Source organism: Actinoplanes sp. NPDC051411 (assembly GCF_040682075.1).
GTDB lineage: Bacteria > Actinomycetota > Actinomycetes > Mycobacteriales > Micromonosporaceae > Actinoplanes.
Genome location: NZ_JBFBAD010000145.1, coordinates 1 through 24,358, shown reverse-complemented (window position 1 = coordinate 24,358; position 24,358 = coordinate 1). Strand labels below are relative to the sequence as shown.

General features: G+C 71.5%; 13 protein-coding genes and 2 pseudogenes. 7 read left to right on the top strand and 8 right to left on the bottom strand.

What is annotated here, in order from left to right; all coding sequences use genetic code 11:
• Positions 1-213: 213 nt before the first annotated feature.
• Genes AB0M88_RS45270 through AB0M88_RS45260 form a run of 3 tightly spaced genes read right to left on the bottom strand, consistent with a single transcriptional unit; the run spans position 214 to position 3,216 of the window.
• Positions 214-1,308, bottom strand: a complete 1,095-nt coding sequence (locus AB0M88_RS45270) for a hypothetical protein (protein ID WP_364113040.1) — start codon at positions 1,306-1,308, stop codon at positions 214-216.
• Positions 1,280-1,915, bottom strand: a complete 636-nt coding sequence (locus tag AB0M88_RS45265) for a class F sortase (protein WP_364113038.1) — start codon at positions 1,913-1,915, stop codon at positions 1,280-1,282. The genes AB0M88_RS45270 and AB0M88_RS45265 overlap by 29 nt, the downstream gene beginning before the upstream one ends.
• Positions 1,915-3,216, bottom strand: coding sequence for a hypothetical protein (locus AB0M88_RS45260; RefSeq protein WP_364113036.1), 1,302 nt, complete (start codon positions 3,214-3,216; stop codon positions 1,915-1,917). The genes AB0M88_RS45265 and AB0M88_RS45260 overlap by 1 nt, the downstream gene beginning before the upstream one ends.
• Positions 3,217-3,433: 217 nt before the next feature.
• Here AB0M88_RS45260 and AB0M88_RS45255 point away from each other — a divergent pair, with 217 nt between their 5' ends.
• Both AB0M88_RS45255 and glgA read left to right on the top strand, forming a co-directional pair.
• Positions 3,434-4,951: a serine/threonine-protein kinase gene (locus AB0M88_RS45255; protein WP_364113034.1), complete on the top strand. Its 1,518-nt coding sequence runs from the start codon at positions 3,434-3,436 to the stop codon at positions 4,949-4,951.
• A 9-nt stretch (positions 4,952-4,960) separates the two neighbouring features.
• On the top strand, positions 4,961-6,157 hold the full coding sequence (gene glgA / locus AB0M88_RS45250; protein ID WP_364113032.1) for a glycogen synthase: 1,197 nt from the start codon (positions 4,961-4,963) through the stop codon (positions 6,155-6,157).
• Here the strand turns inward: glgA and AB0M88_RS45245 are convergent.
• The gene (locus AB0M88_RS45245) at positions 6,146-7,012 is read right to left on the bottom strand and encodes an FAD-dependent oxidoreductase (RefSeq protein WP_364113030.1); all 867 of its coding nucleotides are present in this window, start codon (positions 7,010-7,012) and stop codon (positions 6,146-6,148) included. The two genes, glgA and AB0M88_RS45245, sit on opposite strands and share 12 nt — an antisense overlap.
• 56 nt (positions 7,013-7,068) lie before the next feature.
• On the opposite strand from AB0M88_RS45245, the gene AB0M88_RS45240 reads away from it, so the two are divergent.
• Positions 7,069-8,694 carry a family 10 glycosylhydrolase gene (locus AB0M88_RS45240; RefSeq protein ID WP_364113028.1) on the top strand — a complete coding sequence of 542 codons (1,626 nt, stop codon included), beginning with the start codon at positions 7,069-7,071 and terminating at the stop codon, positions 8,692-8,694.
• A 3-nt stretch (positions 8,695-8,697) separates the two neighbouring features.
• On the opposite strand, the gene AB0M88_RS45235 is transcribed toward AB0M88_RS45240, so the two are convergent.
• Positions 8,698-10,314 carry an ABC-F family ATP-binding cassette domain-containing protein gene (locus tag AB0M88_RS45235; RefSeq protein ID WP_364113026.1) on the bottom strand — a complete coding sequence of 539 codons (1,617 nt, stop codon included), beginning with the start codon at positions 10,312-10,314 and terminating at the stop codon, positions 8,698-8,700.
• Between the two features lie 25 nt (positions 10,315-10,339).
• Positions 10,340-11,227: a PhzF family phenazine biosynthesis isomerase gene (locus AB0M88_RS45230; protein WP_364113024.1), complete on the bottom strand. Its 888-nt coding sequence runs from the start codon at positions 11,225-11,227 to the stop codon at positions 10,340-10,342.
• Positions 11,228-11,314: 87 nt separating this feature from the next.
• Here AB0M88_RS45230 and AB0M88_RS45225 point away from each other — a divergent pair, with 87 nt between their 5' ends.
• Positions 11,315-12,739, top strand: a complete 1,425-nt coding sequence (locus tag AB0M88_RS45225) for a sigma 54-interacting transcriptional regulator (protein WP_364113022.1) — start codon at positions 11,315-11,317, stop codon at positions 12,737-12,739.
• 58 nt (positions 12,740-12,797) lie between these two features.
• Positions 12,798-14,753, top strand: coding sequence for a VWA domain-containing protein (locus tag AB0M88_RS45220; RefSeq protein ID WP_364113020.1), 1,956 nt, complete (start codon positions 12,798-12,800; stop codon positions 14,751-14,753).
• A gap of 434 nt (positions 14,754-15,187) precedes the next feature.
• On the opposite strand, the gene AB0M88_RS45215 is transcribed toward AB0M88_RS45220, so the two are convergent.
• Entirely contained in the window at positions 15,188-16,219 is a 1,032-nt protein-coding gene (locus tag AB0M88_RS45215) for a helix-turn-helix domain-containing protein (RefSeq protein ID WP_364113018.1), read from the bottom strand.
• A gap of 254 nt (positions 16,220-16,473) precedes the next feature.
• Between AB0M88_RS45215 and AB0M88_RS45210 the strand changes: the two genes are divergently transcribed.
• Together AB0M88_RS45210 and AB0M88_RS45205 are read left to right on the top strand one after the other, a co-directional pair.
• Positions 16,474-22,773 carry an RHS repeat-associated core domain-containing protein gene (locus tag AB0M88_RS45210; RefSeq protein WP_364113016.1) on the top strand — a complete coding sequence of 2,100 codons (6,300 nt, stop codon included), beginning with the start codon at positions 16,474-16,476 and terminating at the stop codon, positions 22,771-22,773.
• A 34-nt stretch (positions 22,774-22,807) separates the two neighbouring features.
• A pseudogene (locus AB0M88_RS45205) lies at positions 22,808-24,244 on the top strand (hypothetical protein); the annotation flags it as partial.
• 27 nt (positions 24,245-24,271) lie between these two features.
• On the opposite strand, the pseudogene AB0M88_RS45200 reads toward AB0M88_RS45205, so the two are convergent.
• A pseudogene (locus AB0M88_RS45200) lies at positions 24,272-24,358 on the bottom strand (3-methyl-2-oxobutanoate hydroxymethyltransferase); the annotation flags it as partial.

The following is a 24,358-nucleotide window of genomic DNA, read 5'->3' as shown; positions in this document are numbered from 1 at the left end:
GCCGTGGGTGGGCGGCCGTGGGTGGGCGGCCGTGGGTGGGCGGCCGTGGGTGGGCGGCACGGGGTGGCAGCACTGGGTGGTGGCAGTGGCCGGTGGCGCTGGGTGGGTGGCCGCGGAGAGGCGGCCACGGGTGGCCGGCACCGCAGGGCGTCTGCGGCCCGCTTCGGCGTGGGCGGTCCGCTTCGGCGTGGCGACCCCGCCCGGGTAAGGCGTTCAGGTCTCGTCGGTGGGTGGGGCCGGCGGCACCGCGGGGCGTCCGGGGGCCGCTCCGGGCACGGCGACCCGCCCGCGTACGGGAGAAGGGTCGGCCGCGGGGGCGGCCGGCACCGGGCGGCGGGGCCGCAGCAGCGGGAGGGCGACGCCGGCCGCCAGCAGGACCACGAGGAGCGCGCCTCCCGCCCACCACCAGACCGGCGGGCCGCCCTGGTCGGCGCCGGCCTGGGGCGCGGCGGTGACCGGGATGTCGGCCGGGCCGCTGAACGTCGCGTCGGCGGTCTTGACTCTGACCGACACCTGGGCCGGGAGGCGGGCCGGGGTGGCGAGTTGGACGAGGTAGCGGGCGGCCAGGGAGGTCTGCACCTGGTCGAGGGCGGGCACGACGACCGGGTTGCCGGCCGGGGCGAAGAAGCCGCCGGTGCCCTCGGTGGCGGCGGCCCAGTAGGAGCTGCCGCCCGCGGTGCCGACCACGACCAGGATCGTGCCGGCGGCGCGGAACTGGGCGCTCAGTTCTTCGGCCGGCAGGAGGCCGGCGTCGGGTGCGCTGGTGTAGAGCACGACGACGCGGCGGCCGGGGGCGGCGCCGGGGAACTGTCTGGCGGCCAGGGTGAGGGCGGCCGCCGTGTCGCGGGTGCCGTGGGCGGTCATGCCGGTGAGGGTGCCGACGACGCCGGTCGGGCCGACCTGCGGCGTGCCGAGGACGGTGGCCGGGGCGGCCGACGAGACGACCACGGCCTGGGTGTCGGGCGGGGCGGCGAGGCTGAACCGGGCGGCCGCGCTCGTCCAGGCGGGGAGGTTGGCCGCGCCGGGCCGGGCGTCGTCGACCACGAGGGCCAGGGCGAGTCCGGAGGAGACGACCGGGACCAGGGTGGCCTTCTGGGCCTGGCCGCCCGCGGTGACGGTGAGGGTGCCGGTCTTGTCGTCGCTGGCGCTCAGGTCGACGACCACCGTGCTGGTCTTGGCGCCCGGGAAGACCGCCTCGACGGGCAGCGGGATGTCGGCGGCGACGGCCGGGCCGGCGCTCAGGACCGGCGCGGCCAGCAGCACGAGGGCCAGCGCGGCCCTACTTTTCCACGGCGAACGCGATGACATTGTCGCGGTAGCTCCCTTTCGCCGGGTCGAAGCTGCCGCCGCAGGTGACGAGCCGCAGCGTCGGGTCGAGGGTGGGCGCGTAGACCAGGTCGGTCGGGAACTTGGTCTTCAGCACCTTCTGCACTTTTGTCACGGTGAAGGTGACCGAACTGCCGTCGGCCCGGTCGACCCGGATCTCCGTGCCGGCCTTCACGGCGTGCAGGCCGATGAAGATGCCGGGGCCGTCCGTCGAGTCGACGTGCCCGAGGATCACCGCCGGTCCGGGCTGGCCCGGCTTCGGGCCGCCGTCGTACCAGCCGGCGATGTCGGTGCGCGGCGGCACGGCGACGCTGCCGTCGGACCGCAGGCCGAGGTTGATCAGCTTGCTGTCGACGTGCAGGGCCGGGATGCGGATGCGGACCGGCGCGGCGACGTCGTCGTACGTCCGGACCGACTTGAACGAGTCGGCCGGGTTGGGCGCACCGGCGACCGGGGCCCCGGGCGGGGCGGCCGCCGGGTGGGTGGAGCCCGGCGACCGGACGGCGGTTAGGATCACGACCGCCGCCACGGCCACCAGCACCAGGGCCGCTGCCGCGAGCAGCGGGACCCGGAACCTGCGGGCCACCATCACCAGGTCGCCACGAGGCCGGCCTCGCCGCCGTAGCCGGTCTGGGCCCCGCCCTGCGGCAGCTTCTCGGCCACCGACTCGCCGAACGCGTCGGCCAGCGTGCGGGCCAGTTCGAACATGTGGTTGTAGGTGTCGTAACCGACGTCGTGGGCCTTGACGTAGTCCTTGGCCGCGTAGGCGTCGGCGTGCTGCATCAGCATCTGGTCATGGTCGCGCAGGGCGGCCGCGTACTGCGCGTCGGTCAGCTTGTGGTTGGTCGCCCCGCCCAGGAACGTCGACATCTGGGTCTCGAAGGTGGCCAGCCGGATCTTCGCGGCCTGCTGCCGGCCGCGGTCCTTGGCCGCGGTCGCCGCGCCGTACGAGACGAGCGCGTCGACGTGCGACGCCCACATGGTCTGGAACTGTTTGCCCGCGGACGCGCTGAACAGCGTGCCGATCGCGGCCGACATGTCCTGCGTGTTGGCGTTCATCTCGTCGCCGGCCGCGTTGAAGTCGGGGGTGTTGCTGGCCGCCGCCCGGGTCGTGTCCTCGATCAGCACCGCGTGTTCGGCCAGCAGCTCGCCGAGCTGGGAGCGCAGGCGCCAGATCGGCTGCTGGAGCACGGCCACGTCGGCCTTGGGCAGCAGGGCGTTGTCGAGGGCGAGGCCCAGCGCGTACGTGTGCTGGAAGCCTTCCCGGTAGAGCTTGTCGGCGGTCGCGTAGTCCTTGGCGACGTACGCGTCGGCCTGCCCGGTCAGATGGTCGACATGCATGTGGACGGCCGCCCGGGCGTCGGCCTGGGGCAGGCGGCCCTTGGAGGCGCCGGAGAAGAAGTCGGCCAGTTTGTTCTCGTATTCCAGGAGCTCGGCCTTGGCCGTCTTGCGCTCGGAATCGTTGTGGTCGGCCAGCGCGCCGGCGTAGGTGACCAGGCCGACGATGTGCTGCGACCACATGGGCGAGAACGCCTTGGCCGCGCCGGCGCCGAACAGCTGCCCGACCAGGGCCGACATGTCGTCGGTGTTCTTGTTGAGGGCGGCGTTGGCGGCCTGCACGAAGTCGTCGTCGCCCCGGATGCGGCTGCGCATCAGGTCGGCGGCGAGCACCGAGTGCTGGCCGAGCAGGGCCTGCAGGCGGATGGCCTGGTCGGCCGAGGTGTTCTGCTCCGCGGCCGGCACGAACATCGCGCTGTCGTCGTGGAAGGTGCCGACCGCGTGGGGATTGTCCGGTTTGTGCAGCGCGACTGCGGCGCCGATGGGCAGCGCGGCGACCAGGCCGGCGCATAACCAGCGCCAGATCCGCGGGCTTCCTCCGTGCTTAGGCATGTTGTGAGCTCCGTGTCTTTGCCCATTGCGAGGTCGGTAACGCTCTGACGGACAGGTTCCGCCCGCGACGGTACAACCGATATCGAAGCCGGTCTTCCTCCGTGCGGACCAGTGGTAATCCGCCGAACTGCCCCCGATTCCGGGCCGGTATGGGAGGGCTTCCATCCGGTACCGTCTGGGGTGCGACTTGGCGGAGTCGAACAGATCTGGGGATCGGATGACGACGACGGAGGGCCAGACAGCAGCGGGACAGCTCGTTGCCGGGCGCTACCGCGTGGTCCGGCCGCTCGGGAGCGGGGGCCTGGGCCATGTCTGGCTGGGCACCGACGAGTTGGTCGACCGTGAGGTCGCCCTGAAGAAGAGCGTGCTGCCCGAGGCCCTGTCGGCCGAGGAGCGGTCGCTGGTGCGCGAGCACGCGGTGGCCGAGGCCCGCGCGGTCGGGCGCATCATGCATCCCAACGTCGTGCGGGTGATCGACGTCGTGTCCGAGTCGGACGACGACGACCCGTGGATCGTCATGGAGTACGTGCCGTCGCGGTCGCTGCTCGAGGTGATCGAGGAGGACGGCCCGCAGCCTCCGGCCCGGGTGGCGATGATCGGGCTGGCCGTGCTCGACGGCCTGGCCGCGGCCGGGCAGGCCGGGCTGCTGCACCTCGACGTCAAGCCGGGCAACGTGCTGGTCTGCCCGGACGGGCGGATCGTGCTCAACGACTTCGGCCCGGCGGTGACCGGGCCCGGCGTCGCCGCGCTGACCGAGGCCGGCATCATCCTGGGCTCGCCGAAGTACGTGGCGCCGGAGCGGCTGTTCGACAACACCTCGACCGAGCGCTCCGACCTGTGGTCGCTCGGTGCGACGCTCTACCACGCGGTCGAGGGCCGGGCGCCCTACACGCGGGCGACGACCGACGACACGCTGCGGGCGCTCGACACCGAGCCGCCCGATCCGTTCGAGCACGCGGGACCGCTCGCCCCGGTGCTCGAGCGCATGCTGCGGCGCGACCCGGCCCGGCGGCTCAGCCCGGCCGAGGCGGAGAACGCGCTGCGCCGGGTCATCCTGCCGTCCACCCCGGCCGTGGTCGAGCCCGGGCCCGAGCCGGTGCCGCGCAAGCGCGTCCCGGGTCCGGTACGCATCAGCGCCGCCGCCCGGCGCTATGCCGGCCGTGGCCGCCGGCTGGCCATCGTGGCCGCGGTGGTGGTCGCCGCGGGTGGCACCGCCGCGGTGGCCGTCGCCGCCCCGCGCCCCGAGCATCCGGCCGCCACGCCGGCGCTCAGCGTGGCGCCGCCCACGACGGCGGTCCCGGCGGCGCCACACGACCAGCTTCCCGCGGGCTTCACCTGGTGGACCAGCCCCGACAACGTCTACCGGGTGGCGGTGCCCAACGGCTGGCACCGCGGGCCGGGCGCCCTGTTCACCAAGGGTGCGCTGAGCCTGCGCATCACGCTGTGGAAGTCGCCGCCGGCCAACCTGGCCGCCGGGCTGACCGCCGACGAGGCGGCGACCAGGCTCGACGAATACTCGCGGCTCAACATCGGCCAGCATCCGGGCAGCGCCGACGCCGACTGGGAATACACCTATCGCGACCCGTCCACCGGGCCGATGCGCGCCCAGCAGGACGTGATCACCCTGGGCGCCCGGACGTTCCGCGTGGAGTGGCGCTGCCCGCGCGACGACTGGGCCGGCCTGTTCGGCAAATGGACGGTGGTCCTGAACAGCTTCGGACCCGCCCGACGTTAGGGTGAGGGCGTGACTGAGCTGCGCGTCGATCTGATCACCCGTGAATACCCGCCCGAGGTGTACGGCGGCGCCGGCGTGCACCTGGAATACCTGTCCCGTGACCTGCGGCCGCTGGCCGACGTGCGGGTGCACTGCTTCGGTGCGCCGCGCAGCGAGCCGGGCGTCACGGCCTACCCCGAGCCGGCCGGGCTGGCCGGGGCCAACGCGGCGCTGCGCACCATGGGCGTCGATCTGGAGATGGCCGCCGGGTGCGAGGGCGCCGACGTCGTGCACAGCCACACCTGGTACGCGAACTTCGCCGGTCACACGGCCAAGCTGCTGTACGGCGTACCCCACGTCGTGACCACCCACAGCCTGGAGCCGCTGCGGCCGTGGAAGGCCGAGCAGCTCGGCGGCGGTTACGCGCTGTCCTCGTTCTGCGAGCGGGTCGCGATCGAAAACGCGGACGCGATCGTCGCCGTCTCGGCGGGCATGAAGCGGGACGTCCTCGCCGCGTACCCGACGGTCGACCCGGAGAAGATCCGGGTGGTCTACAACGGCATCGACACCGAGCTCTACCAGCCCGACCCGGGCACCGACGTGATCGAGCGGCTCGGCATCGACCTCGGCCGCCCGAGCGTGGTCTTCGTCGGCCGCATCACCCGCCAGAAGGGCCTGCCCTACCTGATGCGGGCCTGCCACGACCTGCCGAGCGAGGCGCAGATCGTGCTGCTGGCCGGCGCGCCGGACACCAGGGAGATCGCCGAGGAGGTCGAGGGCCTGGCCCGCGAGCTGCGGGAGGCCCGCGACGAGCACGGCGTGATCTGGGTGCAGGAGATGCTGCCCAAGCACGAGGTCATCCAGGTGCTCACGCACGCCACGATCTTCGTCTGCCCGTCCATCTACGAGCCGATGGGCATCGTCAACCTCGAGGCGATGGCCTGCGAGACGGCCGTGGTGGCGACCGCGACCGGCGGCATCCCCGAGGTGGTGGCCGACGGCGAGACCGGCTTGCTGGTGCCGATCGAGCAGCTGACCGACGGCACCGGCACCCCGGTCGACCCGGACAAGTTCGTGGCCGATTTCGGCGCCGCTATGACCAAGCTGATCCGCGACCCGCAGCGGGCCAGGAAGATGGGCCTGGCCGGTCGCGAGCGGGCGGTCACCAGGTTCAGCTGGTCGCGCATCGCGGCCGACACGATGGCGGTCTACAAGTCAGTGCTCTGAGGGCCGGTGCTCGGAAACGATGGCGCGGGCGACGGCCCGGCCGCTGAGCCAGGCCGTCTGCACGCGCGGCTTGCCGTAGGCGTCCCCGCACAGATAGACGTTGCCGGCGCGCGCGAAGCCGGCCGGCCCGGGCGACGGCGTGGCGTAGGGCCACGGGAACTCGGCGATCCGCGGCGTCTGGTCGATGCCGAGGATCTCGCCGACCGCGGCGGCCAGCTTGGAGCTGTCGCCGTCGGCCGCGAACTCGGGCGTGGCGTGGGCGACCAGCACCGGCGCCCGGTCACCGCGCCGGTCGCCGTCGTCGCAGATCGTCGCCACGATCGGATGGTCGTTCACGAAGGCGCCGTGAAAATCGGCCCAGACCCGTTCCGGGTACGTCAGGACGACCGCCAACGACGGCAGCCAGGACTGTTCCCGGGCCGGGGCGAGGTCGGCGATCCGCAACGCCTGCGGCCCCGGCATCGCGAGCACCACCGCGTCGGCCTCGGGCAGCTCGGTCACCTCGGTGCCGAGCGTGATCTGCAGCTCGCGGGCCAGGTCTTCGGCCAGGCTGCGCAGCCCGCCCGGAGCCGCCCAGCGCATCGGCCCGGGCCCGTGCTGGCCGCGGAACGTGTCGGTCCACGGGTGCGCCAGCCCGTCGATCCGCCAGGTCTGCAGCCGCCCCAGGAACGCGGGATCGTCGGCGGTCACATAGGCCGCGCCGACGTCGGCGATGCGCCCGTCGATGCGTACGCTCGCCAGCCGGCCGCCGACGGCCGGCGCCCGTTCGATGACCCGGACCGGGATCCCGGCGTCGAGAATTTCTCTGGCGCAGGCCAGGCCGGAGATCCCGGCTCCTACCACGATGACCGTCACAACGCGGACTCTACGGCGGTCCGGCCGTCCGGGAGGGGCAAGGCAGACTGTTCGACATGCGTCGACGTCCGCCTCTCAAGCTCGTCCTGCTGCTCGCCGCCGTGCTGTTCGTCGTCGCGGTGCTCGGTGTCGGGCTGTTGCGGGCCGCGACCTATCACGCTCCGGTGGTGTCCTCGTCGCGGCCGCCGGCGATCGGACCGGCGGTGGGCGAGGTCGGCCGGTGCGGTTCGGTGCCCGCGGCCGCCCCGCGCCAGCTGCGCGGTATGTGGCTGACCACGGTGCTGAATCTGGACTTTCCGGCCAGGCCGGGCGAGTCCGAGGCCCAGATCAAGGCCGAATACGAGAAATGGCTCGACCTGGCGGTCGCGCAGAACCACAACGCGATCTTCGTGCACGTACGCCCGAGCGGCGACGCCTTCTGGCCGTCGCAGTACGCGCCCTGGTCGGAGTGGCTGACCGGCAAGCGGGACGGCAGGTCGCCCGGGTGGGACCCGATGGCGTTCATGGTCAGCGAGGCGCACGCCCGCAACCTGGAGTTCCACGCCTGGTTCAACCCGTTCCGGGGCACCCAGCCCGGCCCCGACGGCCCGGGCGCCTCGTTCGCCAAGCTGGCGCCGACCAACCCGCTGCTCAAGCACAAGGACTGGGCGATCGCCTACCCGACCGGCAGGACCGCCCGGTTCTACTACGACCCGGGCAACCCGTCCGCGCGCGAGTACGTCGAGGACTCGATCCTCGAGGCGGTCCAGAAGTACGACGTCGACGGCGTGCACTTCGACGACTTCTTCTACCCGTATCCGGAGAAGGGGCAGGACTTTCCGGACAACGCGAGCTTCGCCAAGTGGGGCGCCGGGAAGTCGCGGGCGAACTGGCGGCGCGCCAACATCGACACGTTCATGCGCGAGATGGATCAGCGGATCAAGCAGCTCAAGCCGTGGGTGAAGTTCGGGGTCAGCCCGTTCGGCATCTGGCGCAACTCCTCGACCGACCCGGCCGGGTCGCCGACCAACGGCCTGGAGAGCTACGACGCCCAGTACGCCGACACCCGCAAATGGGTGAAGGAGGGCTGGCTCGACTACATCGTGCCGCAGCTCTACTGGCAGATCGGGTTCGCCAAGGCCGACTACGCCAAGCTGCTGCCGTGGTGGTCGAAGGTGGTGCAGGGCACCGGGGTGCAGCTCTACATCGGTGAGGCCGACTACCGGGTCGGTGAACCGGGCGCGTGGAGTGATCCGTCGCAACTGGTCAAGCAGATGACGCTGGACGGGAAATATCCGGCGGTGCTGGGGCAGGTGCACTATTCGGCCACGCAGGTCCGCCAGAACAAGCTCGGCGCGGTCACCAGATATCGGGACAAATTTTACGGCACGCCGGCGCTGGTCCCGGTCATGAAGCGGTTGCCCGCCGCGCCGCCGGGCGCACCCCGGCTCGTGTCGGCGCATCGCGGAACGCGCGGCGTCCTTGACCTGCAGACCAGGGCCGGCGACGGCGCGGCGGCGACGAGCTGGGCGCTCTATCGCGTCGACGGGGCGGCGGCGAAGCTGGTCGCCACCGGACGGGCCGGTTCAGCGGTCGCCGACCCGGCCCCGCCGGCCGGTGACGCGGTTTACTGCCTGAGCGGGCTCGACCGTTCCGGCAACGAGGGTCCGCTGAGCGAGCCGTTCACCGCCGACGCGCCGTGAGCCTCATTGCCGGACCTTGCCGGCGTCCACTTCCAGGTGGCGGTTGGTGTGGACGGCCTCCAGCATGCGGCGGTCGTGGGTGACCAGCAACAGCGTGCCCGCGTAGGTGGCCAGCGCCGACTCCAGCTGCTCGATCGCCGCCAGGTCGAGGTGGTTGGTCGGCTCGTCGAGCACCAGCAGGTTGACCCCGCGGGCCTGCAGCAGCGCCAGGGCCGCCCGCGTGCGTTCACCCGGGGAGAGGGTCGACGCGGGGCGGATCACGTGGTCGGACCTGAGGCCGAACTTGGCGAGCAACGTGCGTACGTCAGCGTCGCTGAAGGCGGGCACCGCCTCGCCGAAGGCGGCCATCAGGGGTTGCTCGCCGAGGAAGAGACCGCGCGCCTGATCGACCTCGCCGACCACCACGCCGGGGCCGAGCGAGGCCGAGCCGGACTCGGTCGGAAGGCGGCCCAGCATGGCCGCGAGCAGCGTCGACTTGCCGGAACCGTTGGCCCCGGTGATCGCCACCCGGTCGGCCCAGTCGATCTGCAGCGTGACCGGCCCGAGCGTGAACTCGCCCCGCCGCACCACCGCGTCGCGCATCGTCGCCACCACCGCGCCGGCCCGGGGCGCCGCCGCGATCTCCATCCGCAGCTCCCACTCCTTGCGGGGCTCCTCGACAACCTCCATGCGCTCGATCAGCTTCTCGGTCTGGCGCGCCTTGGCCGCCTGCTTCTCCGAGGTCGACACGTGGAAGTGCTTGCTGTTCTTGTCCGGATCGGGAGCCTTGCGCCGGGCGTTACGGACGCCCTTGTCGGCCCAGGCGCGCTGCATGCGGGCGCGTTCGAGCAGGTCCTCGCGCTTGCCCGAAAACTCCTCGTAGTCCTCGCGGGCGTGCCGGCGGGCCCGTTCGCGCTCCTCGAGGTAGGCCGCGTAGCCACCGCCGTAGAGGTTGACCCTCTGCTGGGCCAGGTCGAGCTCGAGGACGGCGGTGACCGTGCGGGTCAGGAACTCGCGGTCGTGGCTGACCACCATCGCGCCCGCCCGCAGCCCACCGACGAACTCCTCCAGCCGGGCCAGGCCGTCCAGGTCGAGATCGTTGGTCGGTTCGTCGAGCAGAAAGACGTCGTACCGGCTGAGCAGCAGCGACGCCATGCCGGCGCGGGCCGCCTGGCCGCCCGAGAGCGCGGTCATCGGCTGGTCGAGCGGGAACGGCAGGCCGAGGCCGGCGGCACGTTCCTCGAGGTCGGCGCCGCCCAGGTCGAGCCAGCGCTCCAGGGCGGCGGAGTATCCGTCGTCCTGGTCCCCGGCGGCCAGCGCCTCGGCGGCCCGGTCCATCGCGGCCTGGGCCGGGCCGACGCCGGTGCGGCGGCCGAGGAAGTCACGCACCGTCTCGCCCGGCCGGCGCTCCCGCTCCTGCGGGAGATAACCCACGGTGGCGGTGGGCGGGCTGAGCGAGATGGTGCCGCTCTCCGCGGGGACCAGGCCGGCCAGCGTACGCAGAAGGGTCGTCTTGCCCGCTCCGTTGACCCCGACCAGGCCGATCACGTCACCAGGCGCGATCACCACGTCGAGGCCGGAGAAGAGGGCGCGGTCGCCATGCCCGGAGGCGAGGTCCCGCACGATCATCGTGGCGCTCATATCGGGGTCGAGCTTAGTGCCGGGCTCAACCCGTTATCGGCACGGCCGTCCCGCTCACCCGGACCCGGTCGTCGCCCGGGGTGAGCGTGACCGTGATCCGGCTCGGCCGGCCCATGTCGTCGCCCTGCCGGAGGTTCAGGACGGCGTCGTCCGGAACCACCCAGAGTTCGCGCAGGTAGGCGCCGAGAGCCGCGGCGGCCGCGCCGGTGGCCGGGTCCTCGTAGACGCCGCCGACCGGGAACGGGTTGCGCACGTCGAAGGTGTCGTCGGTCGCCCGGAAGATCAGCTGGATCGTGGTCCAGCCGTTGGCGGTCATCAGCTGCTTGAGGGCGTCGACGTCGTAGTCGAGGGCGGCGAGTTTCGCGCGGGTGCCCAGCGCGATGACGGGGTGGTGGGCTCCCGCGTAGGCGACCTTCGGCGGGAGTGACTCGTCGAGGTCGAAGTCGGTGTAGTGCAGGGCCTTGAGGAGCGCGCTGAGGTCGCCGGCTTCGAGGTCGTCGACCGAGGCGGGGACGCTGGTGAGAGTGGCGCGGCCGTGTTCGTCGACCGTGATCGGCACGTCGCCGGCGTTGGTGGTGAAGACGTGCTCGCCGGGCCCGAGCGCGACCGCGGTGGCGATCGTGGCGTGGCCGCAGAAGGGGACCTCGATCTCGGGGCTGAAATAGCGCACCCGGTATGTGGACGGGCCGCCGGGGTTGTCGTAGCCGGCTGCTTTACTCGGCCCACCCAAGTGCCGGGGCGGGGGAGGCGGCGGCTCAGGAGACACGATGAACGCCGTCTCGGAGTAGCCGACCCCGGCCGCGATCGCGAGCATCTCGGGGTCGGAGAGCCCCCTCGCGTCGAGCACGATCCCGGCGGGGTTGCCGCCACGGGGATCCGCGGTGAAGGCCGCGTACCGCTGAATTTCCGTCATGGGCTTGATCCTCGCCACACATCGAACACCGGGCCAGGGCCAATCGACGGCCACTGGTTGTCACACCGGCGGAGTAGCGTTCTCCCGGTGACAGACGCACCAACCGCGATCACACCCACGCCACCGTCCGATCTTCCGCGCACCCTGGGCGAGCTGCGAGCCTCCGGGCACGAGTTCCGCACCGTCAAGGAGGAGTTGCGCGACAACCTGCTCGACCGGCTGCGCAGCGGCGCGCCGCGCTTCCCCGGCATCGTCGGCTATGACGACACCGTGCTTCCCGAGGTCGAGCGGGCCCTGCTCGCCGGCCACGACATGGTCCTGCTCGGCGAGCGCGGCCAGGGCAAGACCAGGCTGATCCGCGGGCTGGTCGACCTGCTCGACGAGTGGACGCCCTACATCTCCGGCTCCGAGCTCCGCGAACATCCGTACCTTCCGTTGACCCCCGCGGCCCGGCGGCTGGCCGGCGAGACCGGCGACCTCCTGCCGATCTCCTGGCTGCACCGCAGCGAGCGATACGGGGAGAAACTGGCCACCCCCGACACCAGCGTCGGCGACCTGATCGGCGACGTCGACCCGATCAAGGTGGCGCAGGGTCGGGCGCTGGGCGACCCCGACACGATTCACTTCGGCCTGGTGCCGCGCACCAACCGGGGCATCTTCGCGGTCAACGAGCTGCCCGACCTGGCCGAGCGCATCCAGGTGTCGCTGCTCAACGTGCTCGAGGAGCGCGACATCCAGGTCCGCGGCTACCAGCTGCGGCTGCCGCTCGACCTGCTGCTCGTGGCCAGTGCCAACCCGGAGGACTACACCAACCGCGGGCGCATCATCACCCCGCTCAAGGACCGGTTCGGCGCCGAGATCCGCACCCACTACCCGGTCGACCTCGAGCTGGAGACCGCGCTCGTACGGCAGGAGGCCGCGCTCGTCGCGGCCGTGCCCGACCACCTGGTCGAGGTCCTCGCCCGCTACACCCGGGCCGTGCGCGAGTCGCCGGCCGTCGACTCCAGCTCGGGCATCTCGGCCCGGTTCGCGATCGCGGCCGCCGAGACCGTCGCCGCATCGGCCCTGCGCCGTTTCGGCCTGCGCAACGAGCGTGAGGCCGTGGCCCGCATCTGCGACACCGTCTCGGTGACCTCGACGCTGCGGGGCAAGGTCGAGTTCGAGAGCGGCGAGGAGGGCCGCGAGACCGAGGTGCTGGCCCACATGCTGCGGGTCGCGACCGCCGAGACGTTCCGGGCCCGGCTGGCCGGTCTCGATCTGTCCGGCTTCACCGACCTGGTCGCCGAGGGCGCGATCATCGAGACCGGTGACCTGGTCAGCGCCGAAGAGCTGCTCGGCCAGATCGGCACCGTGCCCGGCCTGGCCAAGGTGCTCGACCGGCTCGGGCTGGGCGACGCGCCGAGCCCGGGGCAGGCGGCGAGCGGCATCGAGTTCGTGCTCGAGGGGCTCCACCTGACCAGGCGGCTGGCCAAGGAGCTCACCGACGACGGCCGCACCCTCTACGGGAGCTGATCATGAGCGGCTTTATCGCGGCGGCCGGCGTCCGGCCGGCCGCGGGGCGGAGGTGAGCATGTCCGGCAACCGATTCCGTTACGGCGCCTGGCGCGACGGGCCCGACCCGCTCGCCCCGCCCTATGACGTGCGGGCCGCGGTCGACGAGGTGGGGGAGCGTGTCCTCGACGGCGAGAGCCTTCGCGACGTGCTCCGCGACCTGGTCCGCCGGGGGCCGCGGGAGGGCCGGGGCCTCGACGACCTGCGGGCCCGGGCCAAGCGCATGCGCCGCGAGGCGCTGCGCCGGGGCAACCTCGACGGGGCGGTCACCCGCGCCCAGCAGCTGCTCGACCAGGCCTTGGCGGCCGAGCGCGACGAGCTGACCCGGCGCGACGACGATTCGTCGAGGTTCAACGAGGCGATTCTCGACAGTCTGCCGCGATCCACTTCGCGGGCGGTCGAGGAATTGTCCGAATACAACTGGGCATCGTCCGAAGCGCGTGACTTGTACAACCAGATTCTCGAAGGCCTCAAACGGGAGGTCGTCGAACAGCGCTTCGCCGGCATGAAGCAGGCGCTGGAGAACGGCGGCGGCCTGGAAGGCGTGTCGGAGATGGTCTCCGACCTCAACGACCTGCTGACCAAGCACGCCCGCGGTGAAGACACCTCCGACGCCTTCCAGCAGTTCATGGACAAGCACGGCCAGTTCTTCCCGGACAACCCGGAAAACATCGAGGAGCTGATCGACTCCCTGGCCCGCCGGGCGGCGGCGGCCGAGCGGCTCATGCGCTCGCTCAGCCCGCAGCAGCAGGAGGAACTCTCCCGCCTGATGGACCAGGCCCTCGGCGACGGCCCGCTGCGCGGTCAGCTGGCCGAGCTGACCGGCAACCTGCAGGCGCTGCGCCCGCAGCTCAACTGGGGCCGCGGCGAGCGGATGCGGGGCTCGCAGGACCTGGGCTACGGCGAGGCGGCCGGCGTGCTGGGCGAGATCGGCGAACTCGACGAGCTGCTCGACCAGCTCGGCCAGCAGCACCCGGGCGCAACGCTCGACGACGTCGACGTGGAGATGGTCGAGCGCCAGCTCGGACGCTCGGCCGCCGACGACGTGCGGCGGCTGCGCGACCTCGAACGGGAGCTGCAACGACAGGGCTGGGTCACCCGCGACAGCGAGGGCCTCACCCTGTCGCCGAAGGCGCTGCGCCGGCTCGGCCGCACCGCGCTGGCCCGGGTCTTCGACGACCTCTCGGGCCGCAAGCAGGGCCAGCACGACCTCCGCGACGCGGGCGCGGCGGGCGACCTCATCGGTTCCTCCCGGCGGTGGGAGTTCGGCGACGAACAACCCATCGACGTCGTGCGCACCATCGGCAACGCGGTCCGCCGCCGGGCCTCCGGCGGCGTCGGCCTCCTTCCCGTACGCCTGGAGCCCGACGACTTCGAGGTGGCGGAGACCGAGCGGCGGGCGTCGGCGGCGGTCGCCCTCTGCGTCGACCTGTCCTACTCGATGTACGCCGACGGCCGCTGGGGCCCGATGAAGCAGACCGCGCTGGCCCTGTCGCACCTGGTCGCCACGCAATACCCGCAGGACTCGCTGCAGATCATCGGCTTCGGGAAGCACGCCTCGCCGCTGTCCCAGGGCCAGCTGGCCGGCATCGACCCGACCGAGGAGAAGGGCACCAACCTCCAGCACGCCCTCAAGATCGCCGGACGGCACGTCCGTAAGCACCCGGGCTCGGAGCCGGTCATCCTGGTCGTCACCGACGGCGAGCCCACGGCCCACCTGGACGAGGACGGCGAGGCGGTCTTCTGGTGGCCGCCGCTGCCCGAGACGATCCGGGCCACGGTCCACGAGGTCGACCAGCTGACCCGCTACGGCGCCACCCTGAACTTCTTCATGCTCGGCGAGGACCCGGGCCTGATCAACTTCGTCGACGCCGTCGCCCAGCGCAACGGCGGACGCGTCTTCAGCCCCGACATCCAGGAGCTGGGCCGCTACGTGGTCGACGACTACGTGCGCGCCCGCCGCGGCAAGCGCTGACGCCGGACCGTCCGGCCGTCATGGGGCATCGGCACCATGACGGCCGGAATGGACGGTAGGTCCTAACTGCGGCTAGTCGTGCGACCAGTGAGCAGATGATGTCGACGGATGTCGATGATCTGACGTGTGGGTCACCGACCCCACACCGCTCGAGTGCGGCCGCTCCGGCCAACCGTCAAACGTTGCGACCTGGCCGGCCGGGCCGGCTACGACTACCGCGCCTCACACTCACGGTTCTTCTGAGGCCCGCGCCTGCCCTGATCTGCCCATCACCCGGACTGCCGATCGCCCGGGCCCTGGCACGGCGGGCGCAGCATCGAGGGCGTCGGCGCCCGCATCGCCCAACGAATCCCGGCCATGGCCGCGGCGATCTGGCCCAACCGCGCTACCGCACAGCCAGTGACCAGATCCTTGATCGCGTATGACCACTGACCTCAGGCCTCGGCACCGGCCGGAGACGGCGAGTGGGTGGGCTGGTTGTTGAGCAGGGCCAGACCGAGGGCGGTCGGGATGTGGTGGGCCGTGTTGCGGGGCCGCAGGGTGACGATCAGACCGGCCTCGCGCAGGACGGTGGCGTGCTCGCTGGCGCCCGACTCGGCGACGTGGGCCAGGACCGCCAGCTGTTTGGTGCTGCAGCCCGGGTGTTCGGCGATGGCGGTCAGCACGGCGGCGCGGGTGCGGCCGAGCAGTTTCGTGACCGCCTCGGGGCGCCCGGGCGGCCATGCCGCCGGGGCGAGTGAGGTGAGCTGGTCGAGGGGCGTGTCCCCGGCCGGGTAGCTGACGCTGGGCTGGGGCAGGGCCTCGTTCTCGACGATCGTGCGCGTCCACCACAGGGAGGGCACGAGCAATATCCCCTGCCCTTCCAGGTGCAGGTCGAAGTCGACGTTGTTCCGCATCTGGATTTCCAGGACGGGCGGGTTCCAGCGCATCCACCGCGGATTGGCCTGGGCGAGCACGCGTTCGATGCCGCCGGCCGAGAAATGGCGCATGCGCATGATCCGGTCGGTGTTGTAGCGGGCGGCGAGCCGGTCCCAGTGCGGCTTCAGCAACGTCTCGTACAGGCCGGCCAGCGCGTCGTACATCTCCTGGCGCAGGCGGTTGTCGTCGGCCAGGTGCCGGGCCCAGGCGGGCAGCGGCTGCTTCTGTTCGGCCAGCATCGCCAGTTCCGAACGGATGTGGCGGACCGGTGTCGCCCGCAGGCGCTCCAGGAGTTCCTCGGCCGGTCCGGACCGCGCGTTGCCGAGGAAGCTCGCCGACCAGCCCACCGGCGGCATCATCGTCAAGAGCGTCCGCTGGGGAGCGGTCAGGCGGCTCAGGGTGTGCCGGCGCCACGCGTCCAGCCGCACCGGCTGGCTGCGGTCCTGCAGCACCCGCGCGGCCAGGTTGAGCTCGAACAGCGGCGCGGGTTCCCGGGCGACGCGGGTGCGGGCCAGATCCTCGAGCGTGAAGTGGATGCGATAGGCCATTGCCGTCCCCCGTTTGACCCCCCGACAGGTGCGACCTGATCCGCCCGGATTGTTCGAATTCTGTCCGGTCAGAATCGTGTCGCCCTGTCCCCTTCGAATGCAGATACTCAATCTGCGCCAAGCGGCGCGGAGTCCACAATGGTCTGATTCCTCGTTCTCGCCCTGTGCGGTGGAGAAACGGGCCATTGTCCGGAACTTGTCATCCGGCGCCGCCCGTGACGAAGCGGCGCCGTCACATGAGCGGGGGATCGGGCATGGCCTCGTTGCCGGCGCGGACAGGGTTGTTTCGCGTGGTGTCGTTCTTCTGCGCCACCGTGCTGGGCGGCGTGGTGCTGCAGGGCGCACCGGCCGTGGCGCACGCGGCGCCTCCGGCCGGAGGCCCGCCGCGGGCCGACCATTCCGTGCCCGCCCGCCCACCGGCGACCGTGGCGCCGCGGACGGACCGCGAGGCCCGGAACGCCGCGCCGGCGGCACCACCGGTCTGGCCCGCGGCGCGCGGCGGCACTCTCACGCTGTCCGGCGCCGGCGGCCGGCCGGCGGTGTTACCCGGCACCGGACTGGCGGTGTCGGCCCCGAATCCGGCCCGCGTCGCGGTGCGCACGCTGGGGCAGGACACCGTGCGGGCGCTCGGCGGAGTCGGATACGCCTTCACCGTGTCCCCAGCCCCGGCCGCGGCCCAGCGCCAAACGGCTGCCCCGGTGACCGTGGCCTTCGACTACTCGGCGTTCCGGCATGTGGCGGGCGGCGGACTCGCCGGCCGGCTGCGACTCGAACGGCTGCCGGGATGCGTCCTGTCCACGCCGGCGTGCGCCGCGCGGCCAGTGGTCACCCCGGCGCGCAACGACGCCGGCCAGGGAAGGATCAGTGCCGAGATCACGCCGGACGCCGACGCCGTCTATCTGCTGGCGAGCTCGGCCTCCGGTCCCACCGGCGACTATCGGGCGACCGACCTGAAGCCGTCCGGGAAATGGTCGGTGGGCCTGGAGTCCGGCGACTTCACCTACTCGTACCCGATCCCGATGCCGCCGTCGCCGTACGGCAAGGCTCCCGACCTGTCCCTGGACTACTCCGCCCAGTCGGTGGACGGCCGCACCTCGGCCACCAACAACCAGGCGTCGTGGGTGGGCCTGGGCTGGGACCTCAACCCGGGGTACATCGAGCGGAAGTACCGGGCGTGCGTGGACGACGGTAGTCCCACGCTGTCGGACCTGTGCTGGGACTCGCCCCTGTCCAAGGACGAGGAGGGCGCCGAGTACGTCCTCTCCATGGACGGCGTCACGACCGAACTGATCAAGGACGCCGCGGGGATCTACCACCCGGAGAACGATCCCGGCTGGAAGATCCAGCACACCTACGACGGTTCGAACTCCGACAACAGCAAGGAAGCGTGGGTGGTCTCGACCCCGGACGGCACCCGCTACTACTTCGGCTACCACGAGGACTCCAACCTGACCGTCCCGGTGGTCGGCAACGACGCCGGTGAACCGTGCCACGACTCCGGCCAGTCGTTGTGCCGTCAGACGTACCGGTGGAACCTGGACCAGATCCGGGATCCCGACGAGAACGACACGCGGTTCTCCTGGACCAAGGAGCCCAACTACTACAAGCGGTTCTCGACCGGAGCGCTGGAGTCGTACGACCGCGGGAGCTATCTCAGCCGCGTCGAATACGGCATGCAGGCCGGCCAGCAGCCGGCCGTACGCGTCGACTTCACCAGCACCTACCGCTGCCTGTCGGACATCGACCAGATCACGCCGAACTGCGCGGCCCCGACCACGTCCAGCGACACCGACTATCCGGACGTGCCCGTGGACCTGATCTGCGGCAGCGGCCAGAGCTGCACCGAGAACTCCCCGTCCTTCTTCGTCGTCCGCCGGCTCGCCGAGATCTCCACCCAAGTATGGGATCCCGCAACCGCCTCCTTCATGGTGGTGAACCGCGTCCAGCCCACGTTCGCCCTGCCCAATCCGGCCGGCGCGACCGACGCGATGCTCTGGCTCAATTATCTGCGGGTGGTCGGTCAATGGGGCGACAACGTCACCCTTCCGGCGATCGACTTCGACGGCGACTGGCTGAACAACCGGGTCGACTACCCGAGCGGCCAGACCGGCGACGCCATGCCGATGCGCCGGATCACCACAATCCAGAACGGTCTCGGCGGCGAGACCGACGTGAAGTACGGCCACGGCTCGGCCGCCGCCACGTGCCCGAGCGACGGTTCGACCTCGGCCTGGGAGTCCGGCAAGCACTGGGACACCAACAGCCAGGAGTGCTTCCGCGTCGACTACAAGCCGGAAGGTTCGACGTCGACCACGCACGGCGTCTTCCAGAAATACCTGGTGACCAAGATCCAGCAAGTGGATCAGGTGGGCGGTTCGCCCTCTCAGACGAGCACGTACGAATACCTGGGCGACCCCGCCTGGCACTACGACGACGAGCCGACGGTCCCCGCCGACCAGCAGATGTGGTCCGATTGGCGCGGCTACCGCGAGGTGCGGCAGACCGACGGCACCGGGCCGGACGGCCAGCGCACGGTCACCGAGACCACGCACTTCCGTGGCATGTTCGGCGACCGGCTCGCAGGCGGCGGCACGAATAAGGACACGCTCACCGACTGGGACCACAACACCTTCGACGACGAGCACGCCAAGGCCGGCCAGGTCCTCCAGGTCCAGCATTTCCGCCTGAACGACGACGGCTCACGCACCGACCTGGCCGACGAGCGCTACACGTACTGGGACTCGGGCATCACCGCCAACGGCGTCGGCCTGCACAACGCGCACATGATCCGGCCGTACCAGACCCGGGCGCGGCAGCTGAAGGCCGACGGCACGTGGCGGCAGACCGGCAGCGACCAGGACGGCTACAGCGTGGCCGGCGGCGGCCTGCCGACCCGCACGGTGCAGTGGGGCGAGATCGGCACCGCCCTCGACAACACGTGCACCGAGATCACGTACGCCCGGAACGCCGACGACTGGCGTTGGATGCTGAACTACCCCGAGAGCCAGGAGCTGCACAGCGGCGACCCGGACCCGCAGAGCAACCAGTGCCCGGGACCGTCGGTCTCGCGCACGGTGACCCTCTACGACAACGCGACCGCGCCCGGGCCGGCGAACAAGCCGATCGACGGCAACCCGACCGAGGTGCGCCGCTACTGGAACGACACCAACTACGCCTACGACAAGAAGATCTACGACGTGTACGGCCGGGTCACGTCCGACACCGACGGTCTCAACCACACCACGACGACGTCGTACAACCCGTCGAGTGGCTGGCCGATGAACGGGACCGTCACGACCGACGTGCTGGGCCGGGCGACCACGACATACACCAGCCGGGCCTTCGGCACCACCACCCGGGTCATCGACCCGAACGGCCTCGCGACCACCACCGACTACGACGGCGCGGGCCGGGTCGAGCGGGTCTGGTTGCCGACCGAGCCGAAACCCAACGGCGTCGACGTGCCGCCACCGGCCGGGGCCGTGCCGTCCTACCAGTACGCCTATCGGCTCACGCTCGGCGGAACCGCGGCCAACTCGCAGCCCAGCAAGCCGACCGTGGTCACTGCCCGGCAGCTGCAGTCGATCGACGGCGGCACCCCGCACTGGTTGCCCACCTACACCTACCTCGACGGGTTCGGCCGGGTCCGCGAGGTGCAAGCGCCCGCTCCCTCCGCGGCCGGTGGGCGGACGGTCACCGACACCACGTACGACCAACGCGGGCTCGCGGCGGGCAGCTCGGCCCCGTACTGGAATTCCACCGCGCCCGGTGACGACCCCGGCCTCTTCGTCAATCCTTCGCGCACCGAAGTCCCGTCGTGGACCGAGAAGACGTACGACGCGCTGCAGCGCGAGAGCGCCAGCACCCTGTACGCCGCCGGCCAGGCCCAATGGACCACCGCGACCGCCTACTACGGCGACGGCAAGGTCGTCACTCCGCCCCGCGGCGGGCGCACCGCCTACTGGAACGACGGCCTGGGCCGCCTTGTCAAGGTGCAGGAGGACGTGCCGGCCAGCGCCGACGTGCCGCCGCCCACGGTGGCGACCACGTCGTACGGCTACACGGCACGCGGTGAGCTCAACTCGATCACCGACGCGTCGGGCAACGTCACCACTTACGGCTACGACTGGATGGGGCGCCGCACCAGCACCAAGGATCCCGACGCCGGTCCGTCCTCGACCGCCTACGACCCGGTGGGCAACATCGTGAGCACCACGGATGCGACCGGGAAGACACTCGCGTACGGCTATGACGCGCTGAACCGCAAGCGCACCGAATGGCTGGGGTCGGTCGGCAACGTCAAGCTCGCCGAGTGGACGTACGACACCGTCCCGTTCCCCGGTCAGACCGGCACACCGGTCAAGTTCGTCCTCGGGCAGCCGGCCGGCACCACCCGATATGTGAACGGCAAGGCGTACCGGGCCGACGTAACCGGCTATGACCTGCGCTACCAGGTCACCGCCCGCACCTGGACCGTCCCCGCCGACGAGGGCTTCACCGCCACCGGATACACGGTCGGCTACGGCTACGACCGGGCCGGACACCAGACGACGGTCAGTTACCCGGCGGCGGGTGGCCTGCCCGCCGAGACCGTCACCACCGGCTACGGCGCGACCGGCCGACCGGATACGCTGATCAGCCCGGCCGCGACTTACGTGAAATCCACCGCCTACAGCGGCAGCGGGCAGCTGCAGGGCCGGTCGTACGGCGCCGACGGCACCGCGCAGCGCCAATACACCTACGAGCTGACGGGCGCCGAACGCCTGGCCGGCGTCAAGACCCTGGTCGGCGCGACCACGGTGCAGAACGACAGCTACGGGTACGACGCCGCGAGCAACCTGGCATCGGTCACCGACCGGACCCAGGCCGCGCCGCAGACCCAGTGCTACGGCTACGACGCCCTGCAGCGGCTCGGTGACGCGTGGACCACGACGACCGCGGCCTGCACCGCCGGGCCGTCCGGCGCGGACACCGCGGGCGCCGACCCCTACCGGCTCGCCTACACGTACGACCCGGTGGGCGACATGACGTCGGTGGCCGACGGCGCGACCATCCTCAGGTACAGCTATCCCGTGCCGGGCCCGAACGCGATCCGGCCACACGCCGTCACCGCCGTGGGCGGCAACTCCTACGGCTACGACGACGACGGCCGCCTCACCTCCCGCGCCGGCTCCACGCTGACTTGGGACGACGCCGGCGACCTGGCCTCGGCCGCGACCACCTCCTTCGCCTACAGCGCCGACGGCGACCGCCTCCTCCGCCGCGACCCGGGCGCCACGACCCTCTACCTCGACGGCACCGAGCTGCGGCTCTCCGCCGGCACTGTCAGCGCCACCCGCTACTACACCTCCGGCACGTCGGTGGTCGCGCTGCGCACCGCGAGCGGCGTGCAGTGGCTCGGCGCCGACCAGCAGAACTCCACCCAGATCGGCGTCGACTCCACGACCGGCACGGTGTCTCGCCAGCGCTACCTGCCGTACGGCGCCCACCGCGGCGACACCGACGCGCTGCCGGCCACCGACCGGGGCTTCCTGGGCAAGACCGAGGACGCGAGCACCGGCCTCGACCAGGTCGGCGCCCGCTACTACGACCCGGCCACGGCACGCTTCATCTTCCCGGATCCGTTCCGCAACCTGGGCCGGCCACAGTCCCTCAACCCCTACAGCTACAGCGAGGGAAATCCGACCACCCTGAGCGACCCGACGGGTCTGCGGGCGTGCGGCAGCGACTTCACGTGCGGCTTGAGTCCCGCGAGCAATGAGAATTCCACCGGTGGCTACCACTCCGGTGGCGGCAACACCAACTCCACTGTCGGCTACTCAACCGGGAACACGAACTCCACCGTCGGCTATCCCGGCGGCAACACCACGACCGGCATGGCCGACTACGCCGGCCAGGGCGGATTCGTCACCGGTCTCGCCGGGTTCGTGAGCGACGCACCTCCGATCTGGTGGCAGGACGTCATGCGGCAGGGGTTGGTGGACCTGGCCTCGAGTCAGCAGTGGGACGGGTGCCCCAAGTTGGCGTCCTTCGCGCACTCGTCCTGCGCCGGCCCGGTCGGGCGGAACCCGCTGACCGGTGAGCGTTGCAACATGGTGATGGGCGCCGCGTGCATGCCCCTGCCGCCCGACTACCTGACCGGCAACGGGGGGATCACCGTCTTCGGCCTCGACTTCAACGTGTCGCTCACTTACAGCCGCACCGGAAAGCTGTACGTGGGCGGTGGTATCTCCGGATCCCTCGGCGACGACGAAGGGGAAAGCCCGATCCAGCCGAGCGGGGGCATACGCGCCGGTTACGTGTTGTCCAACGGGACTAGCAGCTCCGGCGGGGACCGCCGTGCCCACGCTGCCGCGGTCGACAACTTCCTGTCCGGCGACTCCGTCAACGGCGGCGTCGGCCTGGGCGAGTACGGAGGTTTCGCCCAGTACGGCCTCGTCTACTCACCGTCGACGGGCACGTGGGGATTTGAAGAGGGCTTCGGGACCCCGGGCCTCTCCGCCGGCACGAGCCACAACTGGCTGGTCTACTCCGGGCACGCCTTCACGTGGTGATTCCGGCCGGGCCATTTTCAAGAGAGGGATCACCATGCGATGGAAATTCGCCGCAGTGGCGGCAGCGGTCGTCGTGACGATGCTGCCGACCCCGGCCACTGCCGCCCCGCAGCCCGCCGTCAGCCCACCCGGCGGGGCCGCCGCCCGGGCCGACGTCAACGGCGACGGGTACGCCGACCTGGTCGTGTCGACCGGGGCGCGCCTGACCTACGCCGGCGACCCCAACACGCTGGGCGTCGACCGGGGCGGCTCGATCTATGTGATTCCCGGCGGTGGGAGCCTGCCCGCCGGCCCGGCGGTGGTGGTCAGCCAGGACAGCCACGACTTCGTGCCGGGCAGTGGGGAGGACACCGACAAGTTCGGGCAGGCGATGGCCACCGGGGACTTCAACGGGGACGGGCTTGCCGACGTGGCCGTGGGTAACCCGACCGAGAGCTTCGGCAGCACGCAGAACGTCGGCATGGTGACGGTGCTGTACGGCAAGACCGCGTCGCCCTATCTGGGCCTGATCCCCAACACGCTCACTCAGATTGACCAGGGGCAGCCCGGCATCCCCGGCGACAACGAGGCGGGTGATCTGTTCGGGGCCAGCCTGACCGGCGGTGACTTCAACGCCGACGGTTATGCCGACCTGGCCATCGGTGCGCCGGGGGAGGCGGTCGGCAGCACGCAACGAGCCGGTGCGGTCACCGTGGTCTACGGCGGTACACACGGCTTGAGTGCCACCAACTCCGCCGGTCTCACCGAGGACACCGCCGGCCTCGACGGGACGCCGGAAACGGACGACAAGTTCGGCTGGTCGGTGGCGGCCGGCGACGTGACCGGTGACGCCAGGGACGATCTGGTCGTCAGCGCCTCGGGCGAGGCGGTCGCCGGAGTTACGAACGCCTGGGGCGGAGTCTGGGTGATCCCCGGATCGGCGAGCGGGGTGAACCCGGCGGCGGCGAGCGACTTCAGCGTTGCGAACACCGGCACCCAAGACCATCTGCGTACGGTCGCGGTCGGCCGATTCCACGGCGGCGCCAACGCCGATGTCCTGGTGACGGCGGACCGGAAGAAAGGTGCGGCGCAGTACGCCGGCGCGCTCGTGGTCGCCCGTGGCGGCAGTGACGGGGTCAGCGCGAGCCGTCTGCAGACCATCGATCAGTCCAGCCCGGGCATCGCCGGCACCCCGGAGGAGAACGACTTCTTCGCCGGTTCCCTGGCGGTCGGTGACCTCGACGGCGACGGCTACGACGACCTGGCCGCCGGCACGCTCCGCGAGGACAACGTAGGCACCGTGACCCTGCTGCGCGGCGGCACCGCGGGCCTGCTGTCGGCGGCCGGGACCACCTTCAACGAGGACAACGCCGTCATCGGAGCGAGCGCCCAGCCGGGCGAGGGCTTCGGATACGGCCTGCGCGTTCTCGATGTCACCGGCGACGGGGAACCGGAACTACTGGTCACCGCGCCCTGGGAGGACGGTTCGCTGCAGGCCGGAGCCTTGTTCGAACTGAGCGTGGGCGCTCTGCGGGGTGAAGCCGATGTGGGCCATCACCGGGATGCCGGCGCCGGTCAGGGCCTCGATCTGCGGGGCCACGCGCCG